Source organism: Microcoleus sp. AT9b-C3, from assembly GCF_036705485.1.
Classification (GTDB): Bacteria; Cyanobacteriota; Cyanobacteriia; order Cyanobacteriales; family Microcoleaceae; genus Microcoleus.
The window spans coordinates 22,587-41,412 of the sequence record NZ_JAUBUR010000001.1 but is presented as its reverse complement, the minus strand read 5'-3'; the positions used below and the strand labels follow the sequence as shown (position 1 = coordinate 41,412).

The 18,826-nt window shown below is 46.5% G+C and carries 12 protein-coding genes; 6 read left to right on the top strand and 6 right to left on the bottom strand.

What is annotated here, in order from left to right; translation table 11 throughout:
- Positions 1–116 precede the first annotated feature (116 nt).
- The gene (locus tag QUB77_RS00130; protein WP_333169356.1) at positions 117–1,301 is read right to left on the bottom strand and encodes an NAD(P)H-quinone oxidoreductase subunit H; all 1,185 of its coding nucleotides are present in this window, start codon (positions 1,299–1,301) and stop codon (positions 117–119) included.
- A gap of 108 nt (positions 1,302–1,409) precedes the next feature.
- Between QUB77_RS00130 and rsmH the strand changes: the two genes are divergently transcribed.
- The 3 genes from rsmH (at position 1,410) to QUB77_RS00115 (ending at position 5,415) form a co-directional block, all read left to right on the top strand.
- Complete coding sequence (gene rsmH / locus QUB77_RS00125) at positions 1,410–2,261, top strand: 16S rRNA (cytosine(1402)-N(4))-methyltransferase RsmH (RefSeq protein ID WP_333169353.1); 852 nt, start codon at positions 1,410–1,412, stop codon at positions 2,259–2,261.
- A gap of 565 nt (positions 2,262–2,826) precedes the next feature.
- Positions 2,827–4,500 carry a SpoIIE family protein phosphatase gene (locus QUB77_RS00120; RefSeq protein ID WP_333169350.1) on the top strand — a complete coding sequence of 558 codons (1,674 nt, stop codon included), beginning with the start codon at positions 2,827–2,829 and terminating at the stop codon, positions 4,498–4,500.
- A gap of 492 nt (positions 4,501–4,992) precedes the next feature.
- A complete protein-coding gene (locus tag QUB77_RS00115) occupies positions 4,993–5,415 on the top strand; it encodes an ATP-binding protein (protein WP_015177027.1) in 423 nt (140 codons plus the stop codon).
- A gap of 345 nt (positions 5,416–5,760) precedes the next feature.
- Here the strand turns inward: QUB77_RS00115 and QUB77_RS00110 are convergent, their stop codons facing one another.
- Positions 5,761–6,195, bottom strand: a complete 435-nt coding sequence (locus QUB77_RS00110; RefSeq protein WP_333169346.1) for a nuclear transport factor 2 family protein — start codon at positions 6,193–6,195, stop codon at positions 5,761–5,763.
- A gap of 487 nt (positions 6,196–6,682) precedes the next feature.
- Positions 6,683–7,645 carry an orange carotenoid protein N-terminal domain-containing protein gene (locus QUB77_RS00105; protein WP_333169344.1) on the bottom strand — a complete coding sequence of 321 codons (963 nt, stop codon included), beginning with the start codon at positions 7,643–7,645 and terminating at the stop codon, positions 6,683–6,685.
- A 275-nt stretch (positions 7,646–7,920) separates the two neighbouring features.
- Here QUB77_RS00105 and queG point away from each other — a divergent pair, with 275 nt between their 5' ends.
- Entirely contained in the window at positions 7,921–8,886 is a 966-nt protein-coding gene (queG, locus tag QUB77_RS00100; RefSeq protein WP_333169343.1) for a tRNA epoxyqueuosine(34) reductase QueG, read from the top strand.
- A gap of 254 nt (positions 8,887–9,140) precedes the next feature.
- A complete protein-coding gene (locus tag QUB77_RS00095) occupies positions 9,141–9,779 on the top strand; it encodes an HAD-IA family hydrolase (protein WP_333169340.1) in 639 nt (212 codons plus the stop codon).
- A gap of 151 nt (positions 9,780–9,930) precedes the next feature.
- Here the strand turns inward: QUB77_RS00095 and QUB77_RS00090 are convergent, their stop codons facing one another.
- The 3 genes from QUB77_RS00090 to QUB77_RS00080 form a co-directional block, all read right to left on the bottom strand.
- The gene (locus QUB77_RS00090; RefSeq protein ID WP_333169338.1) at positions 9,931–10,758 is read right to left on the bottom strand and encodes an SWIM zinc finger family protein; all 828 of its coding nucleotides are present in this window, start codon (positions 10,756–10,758) and stop codon (positions 9,931–9,933) included.
- A 20-nt stretch (positions 10,759–10,778) separates the two neighbouring features.
- Positions 10,779–10,949 (bottom strand): hypothetical protein, encoded by a 171-nt coding sequence (locus tag QUB77_RS00085; protein WP_333169337.1) that lies wholly within the window; start codon positions 10,947–10,949, stop codon positions 10,779–10,781.
- A 270-nt stretch (positions 10,950–11,219) separates the two neighbouring features.
- Positions 11,220–16,142 (bottom strand): SNF2-related protein, encoded by a 4,923-nt coding sequence (locus QUB77_RS00080; RefSeq protein ID WP_333169335.1) that lies wholly within the window; start codon positions 16,140–16,142, stop codon positions 11,220–11,222.
- A gap of 459 nt (positions 16,143–16,601) precedes the next feature.
- On the opposite strand from QUB77_RS00080, the gene QUB77_RS00075 reads away from it, so the two are divergent.
- Positions 16,602–18,755 (top strand): polyribonucleotide nucleotidyltransferase, encoded by a 2,154-nt coding sequence (locus QUB77_RS00075; protein ID WP_333097397.1) that lies wholly within the window; start codon positions 16,602–16,604, stop codon positions 18,753–18,755.
- The last annotated feature ends 71 nt before the right edge of the window (positions 18,756–18,826 follow it).

The window sequence follows — 18,826 nt, the reverse complement described above, 5'->3', positions numbered from 1 at the left end:
AGCAATATTAATCGATATCCATCCGCGTTTATCCGCGTTCATCTGCGGTTAAAAAAAATTCAACCCGGTTTCCACAAAAAAACCGGGTTAAATTCTCTGATAAAAACCGACCAAAACTACCTGTCAACCGAGCCCATAATAATGTCGATACTCCCCAAAATCGCCACCAAATCCGCAATCTTCACGCCGCGCACAATGTGAGGCAAAATCTGCAAATTATTAAAATCCGCAGCCCGAATCTTCCAGCGCCAAGGAAACACACTATCATCCCCGATAATATAAATCCCCAACTCACCCTTGCCGCTTTCAACGCGGACATAATGTTCGCCCTTGGGAATCTTAAAAGTCGGGGCAACTTTTTTGCCAATAAACTGATAGTCAAAACCATTCCAATCTGATTTGGGCCCGCTTTCTAAGCGCTTAGCTTCCAAATTCTCGTAAGGGCCGCCGGGGAGTCCTTTCAAGGCTTGATAGATAATCTTAACAGACTCGCGCATCTCCCGAATCCGTACTAAATACCGGGCTAAACAATCGCCAGCAGCTTCGGTACAGACTTCCCAGTCGAAGTCGTCATAACATTCGTAATGGTCAACTTTCCGCAAATCCCAATTTACGCCGGAACCGCGCAACATGGGGCCGGAAAGTCCCCAGTTAATCGCTTCGTTGCGAGAAATAGTACCCAGCCCTTCAATCCGGCGGCGAAAGATTGGATTGTTGGTAATTAAACGTTCGTATTCGTCAATTTTGGGAACAAAATAATCGCAGAAATCTTGGCACTTATCTACCCAACCGTAGGGCAAATCGGCGGCAACTCCGCCAATGCGGAAATAGTTATTATTAACCATGCGATAACCGGTCGCTGCTTCCCACAAGTCGAGAATTGGTTCGCGATCGCGCATAGTATAGAAAAACGGAGTTTGCGCCCCCACGTCCGCCAAAAACGGCCCTACCCACATCAAGTGGTTAGCAATCCGGTTCAACTCCAGCATAATTACCCGAATATAACTAGCCCGTTTGGGGACAGCAATATTTGCCAACTTTTCCGGTGCATTGACTGTTACCGCTTCGTTAAACATCCCCGCAGCGTAGTCCCAGCGGCTCACGTAGGGCACGTACATCACGTTGGTGCGGTTTTCGGCAATTTTTTCCATCCCCCGGTGCAGATAGCCCAAAACTGGCTCGCAGTCCACCACATCTTCCCCGTCTAGGGTGACGATTAGCCGGAGTACCCCGTGCATGGATGGGTGGTGCGGCCCCATGTTGAGCACCATCGGTTCGGTTCTAGTCTCAATTCTTGACATAATTAAATGAATTAATGATTACTGACTATTGTTGATTTTTGTTTCGCTTTATAGATTATGAAGGATATCGAGCTCTCTGAGAAGCATACCCCTGGATCAGATGTCAGTATGGACACCTATCACGTTCCAGTTTTGGGTCAAGAATTAATGGCGGGTTTGGCTGTGCGTGCAGGCGGGCACTATTTGGACGCGACGCTTGGGGGCGGGGGACACACGAGTTTGATTTTAGCGGCGGCGCCAGATGTTACAGTGGTGGCGATCGACCGCGACGAACAAGCCATCCGTTTTTGCCAAGCCCGATTTGCCAACTCGCCCGTGGAGTTTTGGCACGGCAACTTTGCTGAATATCAGTCCTCAGAGGCCGAGTTTGATGGTATCATAGCAGACTTGGGCGTCAGCTCTGCTCAGTTCGATACACCAGAACGAGGATTTAGTTTTCGCCACCCAGCTCAACTAGATATGCGTATGAACCAGCAGCAATCTTTGACAGCCCAAGAGATTATAAACCACTGGGAAGAAGTTAAACTAGCAGATATTATTTACAAGTACGGCGAGGAGCGGCTGTCGCGGCGCATCGCAAGGCGGATTGTGCAAGGGCGTCCTTTTCAAACTACAACAGAACTTGCAGGGGCGATCGCCTCCAGCTTCCCCCCCAAGCAGCGCAACGGCAGAATCCATCCGGCCACCCGTACTTTCCAAGCTTTAAGGATAGCTGTCAACTCCGAACTCGCTTCTTTAGAAACTTTCCTCAACCAAGCGCCCAGGTGGTTAAAACCAGGTGGGAGAATCGGAATCATTACATTTCACAGTCTGGAAGACCGACCAGTCAAGCACCAACTCAGAGGAACACCCAGTTTGCAGGTACTGACAAAAAAGCCGATCGGGCCGCAATCCGAAGAAGTCGCTAGAAATCCCCGCTCTCGTTCTGCTAAGCTCAGACTGGCAGAAAGAATAACTTGATTCGGCAGTAGTAATATGCTTGCTGCAAAAAGTTCAGAGATTAGGGAGACTTGCATGCAGCAATCAAGTACGATTCGGCAAAGATCTAGGGAATAGCGCCAACAACCCACCACTAACCCTCCGGGTACAGTGGGGCTTGAAATACAGCCGGTGTTGACCAGACTTAGGTAGCAATACCTGCGTTAGTAGTAAATGTTAAAATTCACACCGAGGACAGTGCCCAGCTAGTTAAGAACTCTGGAATCAGAGCATTAATTAGCCGTTTTGAATGCTGGTGTGTTTAGAAAAGTACCGACTGCTAACAAGGTGATTGCTCGTATCACAGCGTGAAAGCTGACTCGGGAATTTTCCCTATTGAAGCGGCCTACCGAGGCGGGTTACAGTATCGAAAGCCTCTCATCTGTTGTGCGAACAGATGGTGCGAAAGGAATGCTCACCTTGAGGTAAAACGGGTTTCTTTAACTCAACTTGACGTAACTGATATGTTGCATATATCCAGCCCCCCTTTTCCTCCCGCCACCTTGCTGATTACAGCTATGGTGGGGGTTTTCAAGGGGGAAGAAAGATGAGTCGGGGAGATGGAAGCAAGCTGAAACTGATGGTAGTCGATGACGAACCCGACAACTTGGATTTATTGTACCGGACGTTTCGACGCGACTTTCAGGTTTACAAAGCAGATAGCGCCCTCAGCGCCCTGGAAGTTCTAGACGAACAGGGCGAGATGGCTGTGATTATATCTGACCAGCGGATGCCAGAAATGAATGGCACCGAGTTTTTGGGGAAAACAGTCGAGCGATTTCCCGATACGATTCGGATTCTGCTAACGGGATACACCGATGTTGAAGATTTGGTTGAGGCCATCAACTCAGGTCAAGTTTTCAAATACATCACCAAACCGTGGAATCCAGAAGAACTCAAATTGGTGATCAATCAAGCCTCAGAAACTTACAAATACTACAAGCAGCGCAGCGTTGCATTGCGCCGCGCTTTACGCAAGGAATCTCTTTTCAATGAGGTAATGAGCGTCATTCGCGGGTCGCTAGATTACTCTAGTATGGTACAAACTATTGTTCAAACCGTAGGTCAAACTTTTGAGGCCAACTATTGTATGCTGCGGCCGGTAGAGAGCGATCGACTATTGCCGAGTACCTTCCCCTACCAAGCCCAAACCGACGATGCCAGTAGCTTTTCTTTTGATGAAAATTTGCTGGTTCAAGCTGTAGCCACCCGCCAAACTCAAGTGAACTCAAACAGTGGGGGGCATGGTAACTCGGTTGAGATTGCTGTGCCCCTGACTTACCAGCAAGAATTGCTGGCGGTACTGGCTTTGTCCCAGATTGGCGGTACTAACCCTTGGTCGGCAGAAGATATAGAGTTAATAGAAGGTGTAGCAGCTCAAGCTGCTCTCGCCCTGTCTCAAGCTAAGCTCTACCAGCGAACTCTGGATTTAGCCAAGCAGATGCAAAACGAGTTGGAAGTGGCTCGCCAAATCCAAACAAACTTGTTGCGCCAAAGTTGGCCGGATTTTGAAACAGTCAGAGTGCAAGCTTGCTGCTATCCCGCGCGGGAAGTTGGTGGCGACTTTTTTGAAGTCTACGTCCACTCCCAAGGGGATATTTGGATAGCGGTGGGAGATGTTTCGGGTAAGGGAGTTCCGGCGGCTCTATTTATGGCGAGCGCGATTTCGGTGATGCGGCGGGAACTTTCCCAAGAAGTTTCTCCAGAGCCCGATCAAGTTATGCAGAACATGAATAGCAGTATGTCTGACGACCTGATCGGCAACAACCATTTTATTACAATGGTTGTAGCTCGTTACACTCCGTCAACGGGACACCTCGCGTTTGCTAATGCCGGTCACATTTACCCGATTGTGTGGTCTCACTCGGAGGTGAAAGCTCAAGCCGCTAGCGGTAAAACGCCAGCCGAGCCGAATTTCCTGAAAGCTCGTGGCATTCCCTTGGGGATACTACCAGTTTGGAGAGGCAAAGCAGGTACGATTGAATTAAAGTCAGGAGATGTATTTCTGCTGACGAGTGACGGAATTACTGAAGCTAGCGTGACCACTGAAGCGGTCGCAGGGGGTGTACCAACCCGTTCTATGCTACAACAAGAAGGGCTTTGGCAACTCTTGATTCAGGAACCTGGTTCTTTCAACTTGGACAATTTGTTGGCTCACATCCGAGCCGACAATCCCGTTCAGGAAGACGACCAAACCATACTCTCTCTGGAGGTTCTTTGAATCTGTCAGCGACTCCCGACGCCTAGTCGGGGGTGAGAGCCGAAAAAACTTAAGCACTGCTGGTTGACGGCCCACAGAGTAGTCCTGCAAAGGACGGCGTTATCGTCAACAGTAAAAAACCTAGCCGGCGATGGCGCTGCTAGTTTCCTGAATCGCTTTCCGAGGGGATTAAACACCTGTAAAAGGTTAAGGTAGAAGGCATTGGTCAGAAAAAACCACAGCTTAAAAGCCGGGGATTGAAACAAAGATTTTTTATACCTCGCTGCTTGCAGTCTCGGTATAATTATCAATTGTTAATGGGCTTTAGACCCATAACTAAAGTTTTCAACTATACTCTTAACTTCTGCCTTCTGCCGAATGACGAATGCCTGATTTTTAAACACAAAAGGCTAGTATCCCCCGATTAGCGACAAGTATTGAGGCCGAATCCATTCGGCTCGTCGTATTTCATACCTGGAAGACACAGGGTTTTCAAACTTACGGGATTTTTTTATGAATACTGAGCTTCATGTGCCAAGCGACTTGCGGTTTTTAACAATTGTTGAAAATTGGTTGCTGAGCAGTTTAGAAGTAGAGCTAGGAGAGCACGTCGATTGGCCACGTCAGTCGAATCGTTTGCGCTTGGTGTTAGCAGAAGCCTATTCTAACGTGATCCGCCATGCTCACAAAGATCAACCCAATTTGCCCGTGTTAATTCGTTTGAATTTAAAAAATAGGGATATTGGTTTAGAAATTTGGGATTACGGTAAAGGTTACGAAATGGATACTTACAATCCCCCGAGGCCGGAAGCTAAACAGGAAAGCGGCTACGGCTGGCTGATTATGAGCAGACTTATGGATCGGGTGGACTACAGTTTGCAAATAGACGGTCGCAACTGTCTAAAGTTGGAAGCGAGTTTGCCGGAAAAATCTTAATTAGTCGTTAGTCATTAGTCATAAGTGATTAGTGATTGACAATGCACTTTGAGACTCGCTTTGGCTGTCTGTCGCACGCTGCGGTGACAGCCAATTTTTCGTGCAGTAGGGTCAGCCCAACACGAGACTTTAAGATTGTAGGGGTAAAGTCCCGATCGCACAAATACCGCAGAAGCGGGATTTTTATACCGTGAGTGGCTCTTCACCAAAGATGGGGATAAAAACCCGGTTTCTACCTCATTATGGCCATAAAAAGCCGCTTAACCTGTCGATCGCACCACTTTAGCTATTACGTGCGATCGACAGGTCAAACCAAAATAGGCAATTTAAAGCTCAAACAGTTTATTAAACATCAAATTTTTTCTGTGACCGCAGACTTAGCAATTCTTGGGGAGAAGCTAACAGTTTGACGGTGACAGAAAGGATTTTTTGGTCAGAATTGAGCAAGAATAGCCATCCGACATTAACACCAAATGCGGAAGTTTGCACCCGACCGCTGACCTGAACTTCTACTTTGCCATCTTCTAAAATTTGGCTGACACCTTTCTGGGGGTCTAGCTGCATTCCTCGTGCTTCTTTTTTTAGATAAGTGGCGATCGCAATCCTGCCGATAATTGGATCTTCAAACGGCGCGTGCATAACCCCATCATCGGCAAATAAATTAGCCGTCGCTTCAAAGTCCCCCGCGTTTAAAGTTTCAAAATATTGCAGTATCCCTGGCATTGTGATGCCTGCAATCTTTATAGAGTTAGTTAAAATAGGTCGAGTTGTGGCGGTCATAAAACAAGTGATTTCAAATGAATGAGTATACTGTAATCATTCTCTTTGTCGCAGCAAATCCCTCAAAAGATATAAGTAGGGGTAGGAAAATAATTCTCCGAAAAAAGGAGGAATCGGGAACCGCAGAGCGTCGAACGCAGCTTTCAGAGCGATCGACCAAAATCAATCCTACTTTCAAAAAATACAAGTGTAGGCGGGAGCATCTCAATGAAAGCAGCTAATCCCAAAATTGGAGTTAGGAGCCAGGAGCCAGGGGCCAGGAGGAAAGAGTCAGAAGGAAGAAAGAAGGAGCCCGAAGAAGTGTTTTTACAAATATGAGATGCTCCCGTGTAGCCAAGCTGTAAACCCTGATACAATCAGTCATTTTCCATCCTTAAATTCTTGAATCTAAAATTTAAAATCTAAAATCTAAAATGATATAAACCCAGACACCTAATGGCATCTGGGTTTCTGGGCAAGCCTGTTTAACAGAGCAAACAAGAATATTCTATTTGCGGATCAAATTGAGCAATTCTTTAGGAGATGCCAACAAGTCGATCGCCACAAAGAAAATTTGACCTTGGGGATCGAGCAAAAACCGCCATGCAATGTTCATTCCCACATTCGATCCGAACCAGGGAGTTTCGACTTTACCGGTGACTTTCACTTGTCGGTAGCCATCTTCGGCGGGTTCCGAGACGCCTTGCTGGGGCATCATTTTCAGTCCGACGCACTCTTCCCGCATATAGTTGAGGATAGCTTCGCGACCGACGATCGGCTTTTGGAAAGGCGGTTGCAGGGCACCTTCTTCTGCAAATAAACCGACGGCTGGGGTGAAGTCGAAGGCGTTCATGTAGTCGATGTAGTTGAGGACAGTCTGCTCGCTAATACCCTCAATTTGGGTTTTCACCCGCTCTTCTGGAGCGGTGGGAGTGCTGCGGGGGGCAGAGCGTTTGCCGTACTCTTGGCTGAAATCGGGGTCGTAGCCCATGTGAACTACGGTATTCCGAAGTACGGTAATTTGCTGGCCTGGATCGAGTTTCTTGATGGTTTCGAGAACTGCGGTGGCTTCGGGAGACATTTGATAGCCAGCGGGGATCGGAGCGACAAGGCCCTGTTTCATCAACTGTCCCAACTCGTACCAGAAACCGAGTTTGGTGTTGACGCGCAAGGAAGTGTAAATCCGACCTATGGTTGTGTCGGCGTTGCTGGCTAGGTCAAACATGGTTTTGCTTTGAGCTGCCGGCGACATTTGCTTGATTTCGCTGAGGATGCCTTCGACAAGCGCCATGCTGGCTACTCCCGGAGCTGCTGCGGTGATGGAAACGCCCATTTCGGTGTAGGCATACCAGAGCAAGGCTAGTTGGTCTTCAACGCTGAGTTTGTAGAAGGCTTCGGTGGTAGCCGGAACAACGCTAGCAATCTCGGTGTTTGAGAAGATAGATTGAGCGGATTGAATGCTAACTGCCATGTATATGCTGTGGGATTTGTGGTTTTAGTGAGGTACTTGAGTTAGGAAACCTCAAGCTCCCTTGATTAACATCATGTAACGTTCTGTTAATTTTTGCAAATATAAATTACATATAGCTGAGTTATAAAACTATGATCAATGGTTTGGTAAATTGCGATCGCCGTCACTAGACTGTGCGCCGAATTAGGTTATTTAGGAAACCGATCGTTAAAAATTTCTTTATCATATAAAATCAAAATAGTCAATACAAAAGGTAAATATTTGCCTGGTATCAAATGAAAGCGCCAATTAGCAGCATTTTGGTGAAGCAAAAAGCCCTTGAGTTGGGATTTCACAAAGTCGGGATAGCCTCAAAAGACGCGGATTTCGATATAGAAAAACAAAGATTGCAGGCTTGGCTGGACAAGGGTTATCAGGCGGATATGGCGTGGATGGCAAATCCGAAACGGCAGGATATTCGATTGATAATGCCAGAGGTGCAGTCATTAATATGTGTCGCCATCAACTACTACACACCTCACCAACGCCCCTCAAATCCCCCTTGTGAGGGGGGGGTCGAGGCAGGGAGCGAATACGCTAAAATCTCTCGCTACGGTTGGGGGCGGGATTACCACAGAATTTTGCACAAAAAACTGAAGGTTTTGGCAAATTGGGTGCGATCGCAAGGCGAGGGAATTGAAGCGCGGTATTATGCTGATACCGGGCCGGTTCAGGATAAAATGTGGGCGCAACGTGCCGGGATTGGTTGGATTGCCAAAAATGGTAATGTAATTTCGCGCGAATACGGTTCTTGGGTGTTTTTGGGCGAAATTTTGACTAATTTGGAGTTAGCGCCCGATGAGTCTCATACGGAACATTGCGGTACTTGTACTCGCTGCATTGAGGCCTGTCCGACGGGGGCAATTACTGAGCCTTTTGTGGTGAATGCCGATCGATGTATAGCCTATCACACGATCGAGAATCGAGCCGAAAAATTGCCCGACGAAATTGCATCTAATTTACAAGGTTGGGTAGCAGGTTGCGATATTTGTCAGGATGTTTGTCCTTGGAATCAGCGATTTGCGAAACCAACTGATGTGGCAGAGTTTGAGCCTTATCCTGAAAACATAGCACCGACACTTGCAGAATTAGCGGACATTTCCGACGAGGAATGGAACCGCAGATTTACCGCTTCGGCGCTGCGGCGCATTAAACCCGAAATGCTGCGGCGAAATGCCAAAGCCAATCAAATTAACCCTTAAAAGTTGAGATGTTCGTCAGGGTGCTTAGGGGGAACCTTACCCTATAGATAATACCCCTAGGGTATTTACGCAGCGCCAATAGTCAATATATTATGCACTAAGTCATTCCCCATCTAAAATCTAAAATCTAAAATTTAAAATCTAAAACGGAGCGCCAATAGTCAATATATTATACAGTAAGTAATTCCCAGCTAAAATCTAAAATCTAAAATCTAAAATTGTATGCTCCCCCGTTCCTTATTTGCTATTGTCCAATGACCAAAGTAATTATTTTTGATTTTGACGGTACTTTAGCAGATACAATCGATATTCTTCTGAGCATCACCAACCGTTTGTCAGTAGAATTAGGCTTTAAGTCTGCAACTAAAGAGCAAATCGCTCAACTGAGCAATTTAACTTCTTGGCAACTCCTTCAGTATTCTGGCATTTCTATCTTCAAATTCCCACTGTTGATTAGAATGTTGAAAGCAGAGTTACGAAGCGAAATTCCCAACATTCAATTATTTCCGGGAATTAAAGAAGTTTTACTGGAGTTAAAAAAACTAGGATTTCAACTGGGCATTATCACATCTAATTCCCGAGAAAACGTCTTGGCATCGCTGGAAAAAAATGGTTTGCAAGACACTTTCACATTTATTTACTCTGGGTCAACTTTTGGTAAACATAAAGTTATTAATAGCTGGTTAAAAAGAGAACATATAAATCCTAAACAAGTCGTTTATGTGGGAGATGAGATTAGAGATATAGAAGCTGCTAGAAAAACAGGAATTAAGGTAATGGCTGTAGCTTGGGGTTTTAATTCTCAGGAGGCTTTGGCTGCACACAATCCCGATTTTTTGATTCAACGCCCCCAGGAATTGATAGAGATTATGAGTAATTTGCGGGAACTGTAAACTGAAATCGCAAAAAGTAAGACTTCTCGGTTGCAATCTATTCTAGAAAAACTCTCGTTCCAGCAGAGAGAAACTAAAGAATCAAAGGGGTATGAAAGCCTGATTTGTGATCGGTCATATTCCCTACTATCCTGTCTGCGGATAAATTATGTTAATCTCCTTCGCCCCGTTTCAGTGCTGCTAAAACTGCTTGCTGGCTAACTGCTTGGTAGATTTTGCTAAAATGCTGCTTCAGTGCGTCTGATGCGGGCGAGGATTTGCTAGCGGTTCCTTTTCCGTCGGTTGCGAGGGGAATTGGGCCTAAGATATCTAATACTGTTTCGCTGCTGGGCGGCGGTACAATAACTACTAAAGATGATTCTAGCTGCTGGTTGTATTCCCAAAAGCGATCGACCTTTGGCAATTTAGAATTCGCTGTGGGGGAATTTTCGCCGGAGTTGAGTTGGGAATTTTCCTCTCCTTGCGTACCTCGTCTTTGACGAAGTGCTGTCAAGATTTGCTCTTTGGTTCTGCCTCGCAATTGAAAGAGTACGAAGGGGTCTTCGCTGAAGCGATCGCCCAATAAGTAGTATACTGCACTGATGTGTTTGCAAGGATTTTTGGGGTCAGGACAGCTACAGCGCGATCGAATATCTGACAAACTTAACGGAAATAGCGTTTTGCCTGCTGCTGCAAATACATCTTCAATATTGTGCGGCATTTCTCCTGCTAGTAACTTAGCTGAAAAAACTGCTCTTTGCGACATATTTTCAATCACATAATCCCAATCTTCATCGCTCAATGTGTCGAGCCCTAAAGAAACTTGATAGGGTTTGGGATCTGTTCCTTGAACTACGGCAATTACTTCTTGATTGGGAAATTTAATGCTGAGAACTTTACCTTCGCGCGCGTACTGCCAGCCACGTTCTAAGCGCTTTTTGAAGCGGTAGGTATTGATTAAATCTAACCACTGTTGTGTCCACCATTCTCTGTCAATCATTCGATTTTAGATTTTAGATTTTAGATTTTAGATTTGGGAATTGGGAATCGGCAATCGGCAATCGGGAATTGGGAATTGGGAATCGGGCCTTGGCCAAACAGGGAATTTTCCCTATCTCCTTCTCTTACCCTCTTCCTTCTTCCCTCTTCCTTCTTCCTTCTGGCTTCAATCGGGAATTGGGAATTGGGCATCGGGCATTGGCCACACAGGTAATTGGGATGCTGGAGTCAATCGATTTTAGATTTTAGATTTTAGATTTTAGATTTGAAGAATTGACCCCACGGATAAACTCGGGGGGCAAGTTTCTCGGATACAGGTTTTTTATTTCTGGGTACTGAGTCTGCTTTCGGAATGAATTCGGGGGCTTGTATCCTGGATGCTTTCGGTCAGAAAGGAAAAAAAAGCTATCCGTGTATCCGTGACATCCGTGTCGTGCTGTTGGGAATTGGTAATTAATCATATTATTCTTCTTCTGTTTCTATAATAGCATTGCGATCGAGAATTAGTAAATTGCGAAGTTGGTCTGTATCTAGCTCGGTGAGCCAGTTTTCGCCGGCGCTGACAACTTGTTCGGCTAGAGCTTTTTTGCTTTCAATCATATCGTGTATTTTCTCCTCTAACGTACCCGTGCAGACAAATTTGTGCACTTGCACGTTGCGAGTTTGACCGATGCGAAATACGCGGTCAGTGGCCTGATTTTCTACTGCCGGATTCCACCATCTGTCATAGTGGAAAACGTGGGTTGCTCTGGTTAAGTTCAAACCTGTGCCGCCAGCTTTTAAAGATAAAATCATAATCGGCGGGCCTTGGGGGTCGTGCTGGAAGCGATCGATCATTTCTTCCCGCTGCTGTTGCCGAATTCCTCCGTACAAGAACAAAACTTCTCGCCCTAAATGCTGTTCTAGATGCGGTTTCAGGAGTTTTCCCCATTCTGCAAATTGAGTAAAAATTAAAGCCCGATCGCCCTCAGCGAGCACCTCTTCTAACATTTCCACCAACCGCTGCAATTTCCCCGATTCCTGACTCTTAATCTCCAATTCTTTCGGCTTAGCTTCGGCTTTCACAAGAGCCGGATGGTTGCAAAGTTGCTTGAGTTTTACCAGCAAAGCCAGAATCATTCCCCGGCGCTGAATGCCTTCGGCTGACTCTAATTCAGTTATTGACTCTTCGACTATTTTCTGATATAATGCCGCCTGTTGAGCCGCCAGCCCGCAAAATACAGTGATCTCCTGTTTTTCGGGCAAATCTTGGATGATTTCTTTGTCTGTTTTCAGGCGGCGGAGGATGAAAGGCCGAACGAGCGATCGCAAACTCTGCAATGATTCTCGATCGCCGTATTTCTCGATCGGAATTGCAAATCGGCGCTGAAAGAAATTGCGCGGCCCCAAATAGCCAGGATTGAGAAACTCCAAAATTGACCACAATTCTTGCAGTCTATTTTCCACCGGAGTTCCTGTCAGCGCAATTCTAAAAGATGCCTCGATTTGCCGCACCGCTTGCGACTGCTTAGCCTCGGAATTTTTAATATTTTGCGCTTCATCCAAAACCAATCCTTGCCATTTAAGGCCTTGAAATTCCTTCGCATCACGAAACACCAAGGCGTAACTGGTAATTATTAAATCCTTTCCTTTAATTTCAGCCGCAAATGCTTTGCCTTTAGCGCGCTTGTCTCCGTGGTGAACTAACACCTTTAGCGTCGGGCCAAATTTCTTGACTTCGCGCTCCCAGTTGCCCAATACCGATGTCGGACAAACCAGTAATGTTGGCGCTTCTAGAGAATCTTGTTCCTGTAAGTGCAGGAGAAAAGTAATAAGCTGAATAGTATTGTGGCACAAGATATTATTGGCAACAAAATTGTGATGCTTGCTCACCTCAAAATCATAAACCCACCCACGGTACTCAAAATCCTCAATTTGCTCTATCCGGCAATAAAAAACTTCTTGGTCTAGAAAAAGTTGTAAGCCTTCTCTGATTGTATCTAGCTGTTGTGTGTCTAAATTTGCATAAGCTTCTAGAGTCTGATTCGTCCACTTTGAAGGCTTTAGCTGACGGTATTCTTGTTCGGCAGACCCATTTAAAATATTTTCCATCCCAGCGACTACCCTTGCCAGACTCCTGTGGGAAAACTCCTGAGAACCGTTGATGTAAACGGGGTTGTGCATTCCAAAATGGCGCAATGGTAATTTTGTAATTTCCACTGCACGAGCGACGATATCGGAAGCAGGAATTCCCTCAACATTGGTGTTGCAAGCCGATTCGCAAATCTGCTCTAATTTACGCTGTTTTTCGGGAGAACCGAAGCCAATTTCCTGCAAAAATATGCGCGCTGAGTTACCGCCGAAAGTACCGATATAATAGGTGCGAAAAATCCCGCTGCCATTGGTGGCGCGTTTCTGCTTAGTGGCGATACGCAGCCAAATTCCAAAGCGCCGCAGCAATGTAGAAAGTTGTTGGATGATTAAAGGCGAAGCGGTGCTAATTTCGATAGTTCGCGTGTTAAGAAAGACAGAACCTTCAGCATCAAAGTAGTTTTTGAGTAAAATCCGTATGCTGTCAAGATTGGCTTGCATGATGAATTGCGGGAAGCTTTTTTCGGCTGACAGCTTCCCCCACTCGTAGCCTTTAGCCTCAAGAAAGCTTTGGTACGATCGACTACACACAGCTAAATATGCTGCTCTTTGCTTACCGGGAGTACGAACAGCAGGATTATTTATTTTTATCCCATACTTTTTGCTTAATTGGTGAAGTGTGAAACGCAATTCTTCAAGAACTGCCACATCTTTCTGCGTTATGGTGAGCATTGCTTGATCGCGCTGCTCATATCCCTCAGCAATCTGCCAAGCCAGAAACTTGACTAAATCGGGATCTTCCGGTTTTCCTTCCCAATACAATTTAGCAGGAACGCAAACATAATCTCCCACCTTGAGGTCATTTGTCCAGCCATCGCGTCCTAACAATTTGTGGCGACGGGTAATTGTGATGCTGCTACCATCTTGTAGTTTGATTGTTCTCAACTTTTCTTGCACTTGCTGGCGGTAAAGCCGTCGAACAGTAGCCTGTACAATTTTGCCTGTTTCCTGATTTATGGAATTTACCAGTAATTGCTCGTTAGGTTCAGACCAAAAGCCCTCACCGTCGAATTCTGTTTTTCCGGCATAAGCTTCCCATATTTTTTCAGCTTTTTGTAAAAAACCATTAAGAAAAAGCAAAGAATGTGGTAAAATGCACTTTCCCAAACCCATATCGTCCGCCAGACAAGCACCCAAACCCCACCGTTCTAAGAATGCTAACCAGCCTGCTCCTAGGGCTTGATAAGGCCGCAATTGTCCTCGGAAACTAGCCGGAGTTGCGATCGCACTTACCGCTTGATTATCGCTCAAAGTATTCAACAATTCCTGAAGTTGACCCGTAGCCTCAAAATTCACCACAGGCAATTTCTCGATCATCTGAGTATCGCCCGACGCCAAACGCAAAGCATCCTCCAAAGAAAGAGTCATTTGCTCTTTGCGGCTGGCAAAAAAAGTTTGAGCCGCTTTCACATCCGGCGCGCGCAACTCCACCCACTCGCCGTTAATTTCCACCAAAGGCGAATTCAACGCGGTCAATCTGTCAAATTCGGCCTTAGAAATGCGCTGTCCGCCGATCGTCAATTCCCACTTAAAATTTAGCAGACTTTGCAATCCCACCCCACCTTTCGCCGGAGTCACTTTCGGAGTTTCCGCTTGAATGCTCAAACCCAAACGACTCGCCCAACCATCCGTCTTTGTCAAACTCGGCGGCAAAACTACGCCCAACCCGCTATCAGCAAACCGCCAAGCTACAGACTTAATAAACTCGTAAGCTTGCAGCGGATTTAATTGGCAAGATTGAGGCCGCTGTGCTTGCAAACTCGGTTCAATTAACGGATAAAGTTTCGAGGCTAAACCCAAGCCGCTGAGCAAAGTTTCTTGAGGTAATTCTATTGTTCGCCCCGCATAAGCCAAACGCTCGACTGAGTTGTTCCAAACAGTTGTCGCGTCCACCAAAAATTCGGTGTCATCTGCTGCTTGCAAGCAATAATTTAAATTCCAATTGGCTTTACCGGGCGCTGGTGGTATGAGTTGAAAGCAAGTGCGAAATTGACTTTGTTGAGATAATTGGTTTTGCAGCGGTGCAGTCCAAGCACTCAGCTTGGTTGCCAAGTTTTCCAATGCTGCTGTTTCTACTTGAACTATCCCCGATTCCTGCTGCAAAGCTTGCAGCCAGTCGCGCACAGGAGAAACTGTTTTGATCTCTAAAGTAGAGCTACCAGCCCCTCGCACTTGACTATCTACAATACTGCTCAAAAAGCCTAACACCAATTCCTCCGCCCCCATCGGCAAATCCACCGCTAAAGGCAATTGACTGAATTCTTCTTCCTTTTCCCCTCTTCCTTCTTCCTTCTTCCTTCTGCCGACGGACATCGGACTGACATCCGTTACAGAATCCGTTACAGAATCCGTTGCCGAACTTCCTTCTTCCTTCTTCCTTCTTCTGACGGACATCCGACTGACATCCGTTACATCCGTTACATCCGTTACAGAATCCGTTGCCGAACTTCCTTCTTCCTTCTTCCTTCTTCCGACGGACATCGGACTGACATCCGTTACATCCGTTACAAAATCCGCTGCCGAACCTTCCTTCGATTGATATGTTCTGCAAGCCGTCGGCATTTGCTTGACAAAAGTGGCAAGGCGGAGTTTATCTGTAGAACTATCTAACAACGGTTGCCATTTGGCAATAGCAGAACCGTCGGACTGTTTCTCCAATCCCGGCAAAAATTTGCATCTTGCCAACAAATCCAAACTCCACCTAGCAATATGAGACCAAAAACGCAAATCTGAGCCGACAAAAGAGTCTGGTTCCGTGCTGTTAAGCGGTAGTGATTGCAAGAAAACAAAAGCTGCTTGAGGGTTGAGACAAAAACCCTCAACTTGCCAGGGATAAAGGTAAATTTCCTCGATTTTGGCCGGTTGCTCCAGTGCTGCTGCTGAGTGCTGCGGCATCAGATTTGCGTTCGCTTCTGAGATTTGGGTGGGAAGTGCGATCGCCCGAATTTCCCTTTTAATTGAGGAGTTGGGTGGGCTAATTTCTGCTGCGTTTTGAGTTTTGGGCGATCGCCTAGTTTTTTTGCTTTTTTCCGGTAGAGTTTCTGCGGTTTCCGGTAATTGCCAATCCAGTTTTCCCGACTGCTGCAAGGAATTTAGGAAAGTCTTAAATTCCGATTCGGTCATTGCTAAGGGATGCGGTAAATTTATCCCCGATTCCCTAGCTTCAATAGCACCAATTTTTCGCCAAGTTTCTCCCCAAATAAATAAGCAACTTTTTTCATTCTCTATGAGCCAACTGCCGTGTAAAATTGCCATATTTTTTACCCTGATATTTGTATTTAAGTGCGAGGTTGACTACAGCATTTATAGGGATTTATGAAAATTTTATTTAAAACAAACCGAGGTAATTTTAAGCCTGATAGGAATTAGGTAGAACCTGTATATTTAGGTACTGATGACACACCTTACGGCTTATTCCCTGACTTAGATAACTAAATCCCTGTTCCTTCTTCCTTCAACGTCCCAATTCCCAAACGAAAATTGATCGTACCATCTATGGAAGGCGTTTAGCGGACGATCGACCGGAGAATCGACCGGAGAATCCACCTTTGACTGCAAAAAATAATTTTTTAGTATAAATGCTTACAAGCCAGACGCAGACAGTCGATCGCGAGGCGATTATCCCTGTCTTTTGGTGTCGGACTCTCAAACATCCTGTGGTAATGTTACGATCCCGACAGAGAAAGAATGTGGTAGATAAGGAAGCAGTGCTACATGGTAGAGATAGACAAGTCAATATCCTTCGATGGACGGGATATTAGACTGAAGATTGGTTTACTAGCGCCTCAAGCAGGCGGTGCAGTTTTGATTCAGTCGGGTGACACGGCGGTTTTGGTGACAGCGACTCGATCGCAGGGGAGAGAAGGAATTGATTTCCTGCCCCTGTTGGTGGATTACGAAGAGAGACTCTACGCTGGCGGTAAAATTCCCGGTGGATTTTTGCGAAGGGAAGGGCGTCCCCCAGAAAAAGTAACTTTGACTGGCCGTTTGATCGATCGACCGCTGCGTCCGCTATTTCCAAGCTGGCTGCGAGATGACATCCAAGTTGTAGCCACAACGGTTTCGATGGACGAACAAGTGCCACCGGACGTTTTGGCGGTGACGGGGGCTTCCGTAGCGATACTGCTGGCAAAAATGCCGTTTTACGGGCCGATGGCGGCGGTGCGAGTCGGTTTGGTAGGGGACGATTTCATTATCAACCCCACCTACAGCGAAATCAAAGAAGGCGAGTTGGATCTCGTGGTAGCTGGTTCTCCTGACGGAGTAATCATGGTAGAAGCCGGCGCCAACCAGTTGCCCGAACAGGATATCATCGAGGCGATCGACTTCGGTTATGAAGCAGCCTGTGACTTGATTCAAGCCCAGCGCGAAATTATGGCGGAATTGGGCATCGATTTGGTGGTAGAGGAACGGCCATCGCAAGATTCGGCCCTGGAAACCTTCATTCGCGATCGCGCCCAAGAACCCATCCGCATCATTTTGTCAAGATTTGAAAAAGACAAAACAATACGGAATGCAGCATTAGACGAAGTTAAGGCAAATGAAGTCGAAGCTGCGATCGCCGAACTCCCGGAAGAGGACCCGGTAAAAGTAGCCGCCACTGCCAACAGCAAGGCGATCGGCAACGTTTTCAAAGACGTTACCAAAAAAATGATGCGGAAGCAGATCCTCGAAGATGGCATCCGCGTAGACGGTCGCAAGCTAGACGAGGTGCGACCCGTTTCTTGTCGCGTAGGCGTGCTGCCGTCGCGAGTACACGGCTGTGCGTTGTTTAATCGGGGGTTAACCCAAGTCTTGTCCGCAGCTACCCTGGGAACCCCGGGCGACGCCCAAGACTTAGGAGACGACTTGCACCCGCAGCAAGACAAACGCTACCTGCATCACTACAATTTCCCGCCGTTTTCGGTAGGAGAAACCAAGCCGATGCGATCGCCCGGCCGCCGAGAAATCGGTCACGGAGCCCTCGCAGAACGCGCTTTGCTGCCGGTTTTGCCATCCAAAGAAGATTTCCCCTACGTGATTCGCGTAGTTTCAGAAATCCTTTCTTCCGACGGTTCCACGTCAATGGGTTCAGTTTGCGCCTCAACGCTAGCATTAATGGATGCAGGCGTTCCCCTTTCCCAACCCGTCAGCGGCGCGGCAATGGGCTTAATTAAAGAAGGCGATGAAGTCCGAATTTTGACTGACATTCAGGCAATTGAAGACTTTTTAGGCGACATGGACTTCAAAGTAGCAGGTACCGACACCGGGATTACTGCTTTGCAGATGGATATGAAAATCAAAGGTTTGCCCTTAGATGTGATTGCCACCGCCATCCGCCAAGCCAAACCGGCGAGACTGCACATTCTAGAAAGAATGCTGTCAACCATCGACACTCCCCGCAAGGAAATGTCGCCGTTTGCACCTCGTTTGCTAACCCTGAAAATCGATCCAGAATTTATCGGTTTGGTAATTGGGCCTGGTGGCAAAACGATCAAAGCCATCACCGAAGAAACTGGTGTCAAAATTGACATCGAAGACGACGGAACCGTGACAATTGCTGGTAACGACAGCGAAAAAGCTCAGCGGGCTTACAACATTGTCCAAGGCATGACGCGCAAGTTGAATGCAGGAGACGTGTATGTCGGCCGCGTAACTCGAATTATTCCGATCGGCGCTTTTGTGGAAATTTTGCCCGGAAAAGAAGGAATGATTCACATTTCCCAGTTAGCAGACTACCGCGTTGGCAAAGTGGAAGACGAGTTAGCTGTAAACGATGAAGTAATTGTCAAAGTGCGAGAAATTGACAATAAAGGTCGAATTAATTTGACCCGCTTGAATATTCATCCCGACGAAGCGGTAGCCGCCCGCGAAGCGCTGAATAAATAGTTTACGGTTGGTAATTGGTAATTACTTGTAGAGTAATTGCTAATTGCTAATTGCTAACTAATGATTAGTAA

Bases quoted from the DNA above. Each gene is read 5' to 3' on its own strand.
- QUB77_RS00130 (WP_333169356.1), bottom strand. From the start codon at position 1,301: ATGTCAAGAATTGAGACTAGAACCGAACCGATGGTGCTCAACATGGGG.
- rsmH (WP_333169353.1), top strand. From the start codon at position 1,410: ATGGACACCTATCACGTTCCAGTTTTGGGTCAAGAATTAATGGCGGGT.
- QUB77_RS00120 (WP_333169350.1), top strand. From the start codon at position 2,827: ATGAGTCGGGGAGATGGAAGCAAGCTGAAACTGATGGTAGTCGATGAC.
- QUB77_RS00115 (WP_015177027.1), top strand. From the start codon at position 4,993: ATGAATACTGAGCTTCATGTGCCAAGCGACTTGCGGTTTTTAACAATT.
- QUB77_RS00110 (WP_333169346.1), bottom strand. From the start codon at position 6,195: ATGACCGCCACAACTCGACCTATTTTAACTAACTCTATAAAGATTGCA.
- QUB77_RS00105 (WP_333169344.1), bottom strand. From the start codon at position 7,645: ATGGCAGTTAGCATTCAATCCGCTCAATCTATCTTCTCAAACACCGAG.
- queG (WP_333169343.1), top strand. From the start codon at position 7,921: ATGAAAGCGCCAATTAGCAGCATTTTGGTGAAGCAAAAAGCCCTTGAG.
- QUB77_RS00095 (WP_333169340.1), top strand. From the start codon at position 9,141: ATGACCAAAGTAATTATTTTTGATTTTGACGGTACTTTAGCAGATACA.
- QUB77_RS00090 (WP_333169338.1), bottom strand. From the start codon at position 10,758: ATGATTGACAGAGAATGGTGGACACAACAGTGGTTAGATTTAATCAAT.
- QUB77_RS00085 (WP_333169337.1), bottom strand. From the start codon at position 10,949: ATGCCCAATTCCCAATTCCCGATTGAAGCCAGAAGGAAGAAGGAAGAG.
- QUB77_RS00080 (WP_333169335.1), bottom strand. From the start codon at position 16,142: ATGGCAATTTTACACGGCAGTTGGCTCATAGAGAATGAAAAAAGTTGC.
- QUB77_RS00075 (WP_333097397.1), top strand. From the start codon at position 16,602: ATGGTAGAGATAGACAAGTCAATATCCTTCGATGGACGGGATATTAGA.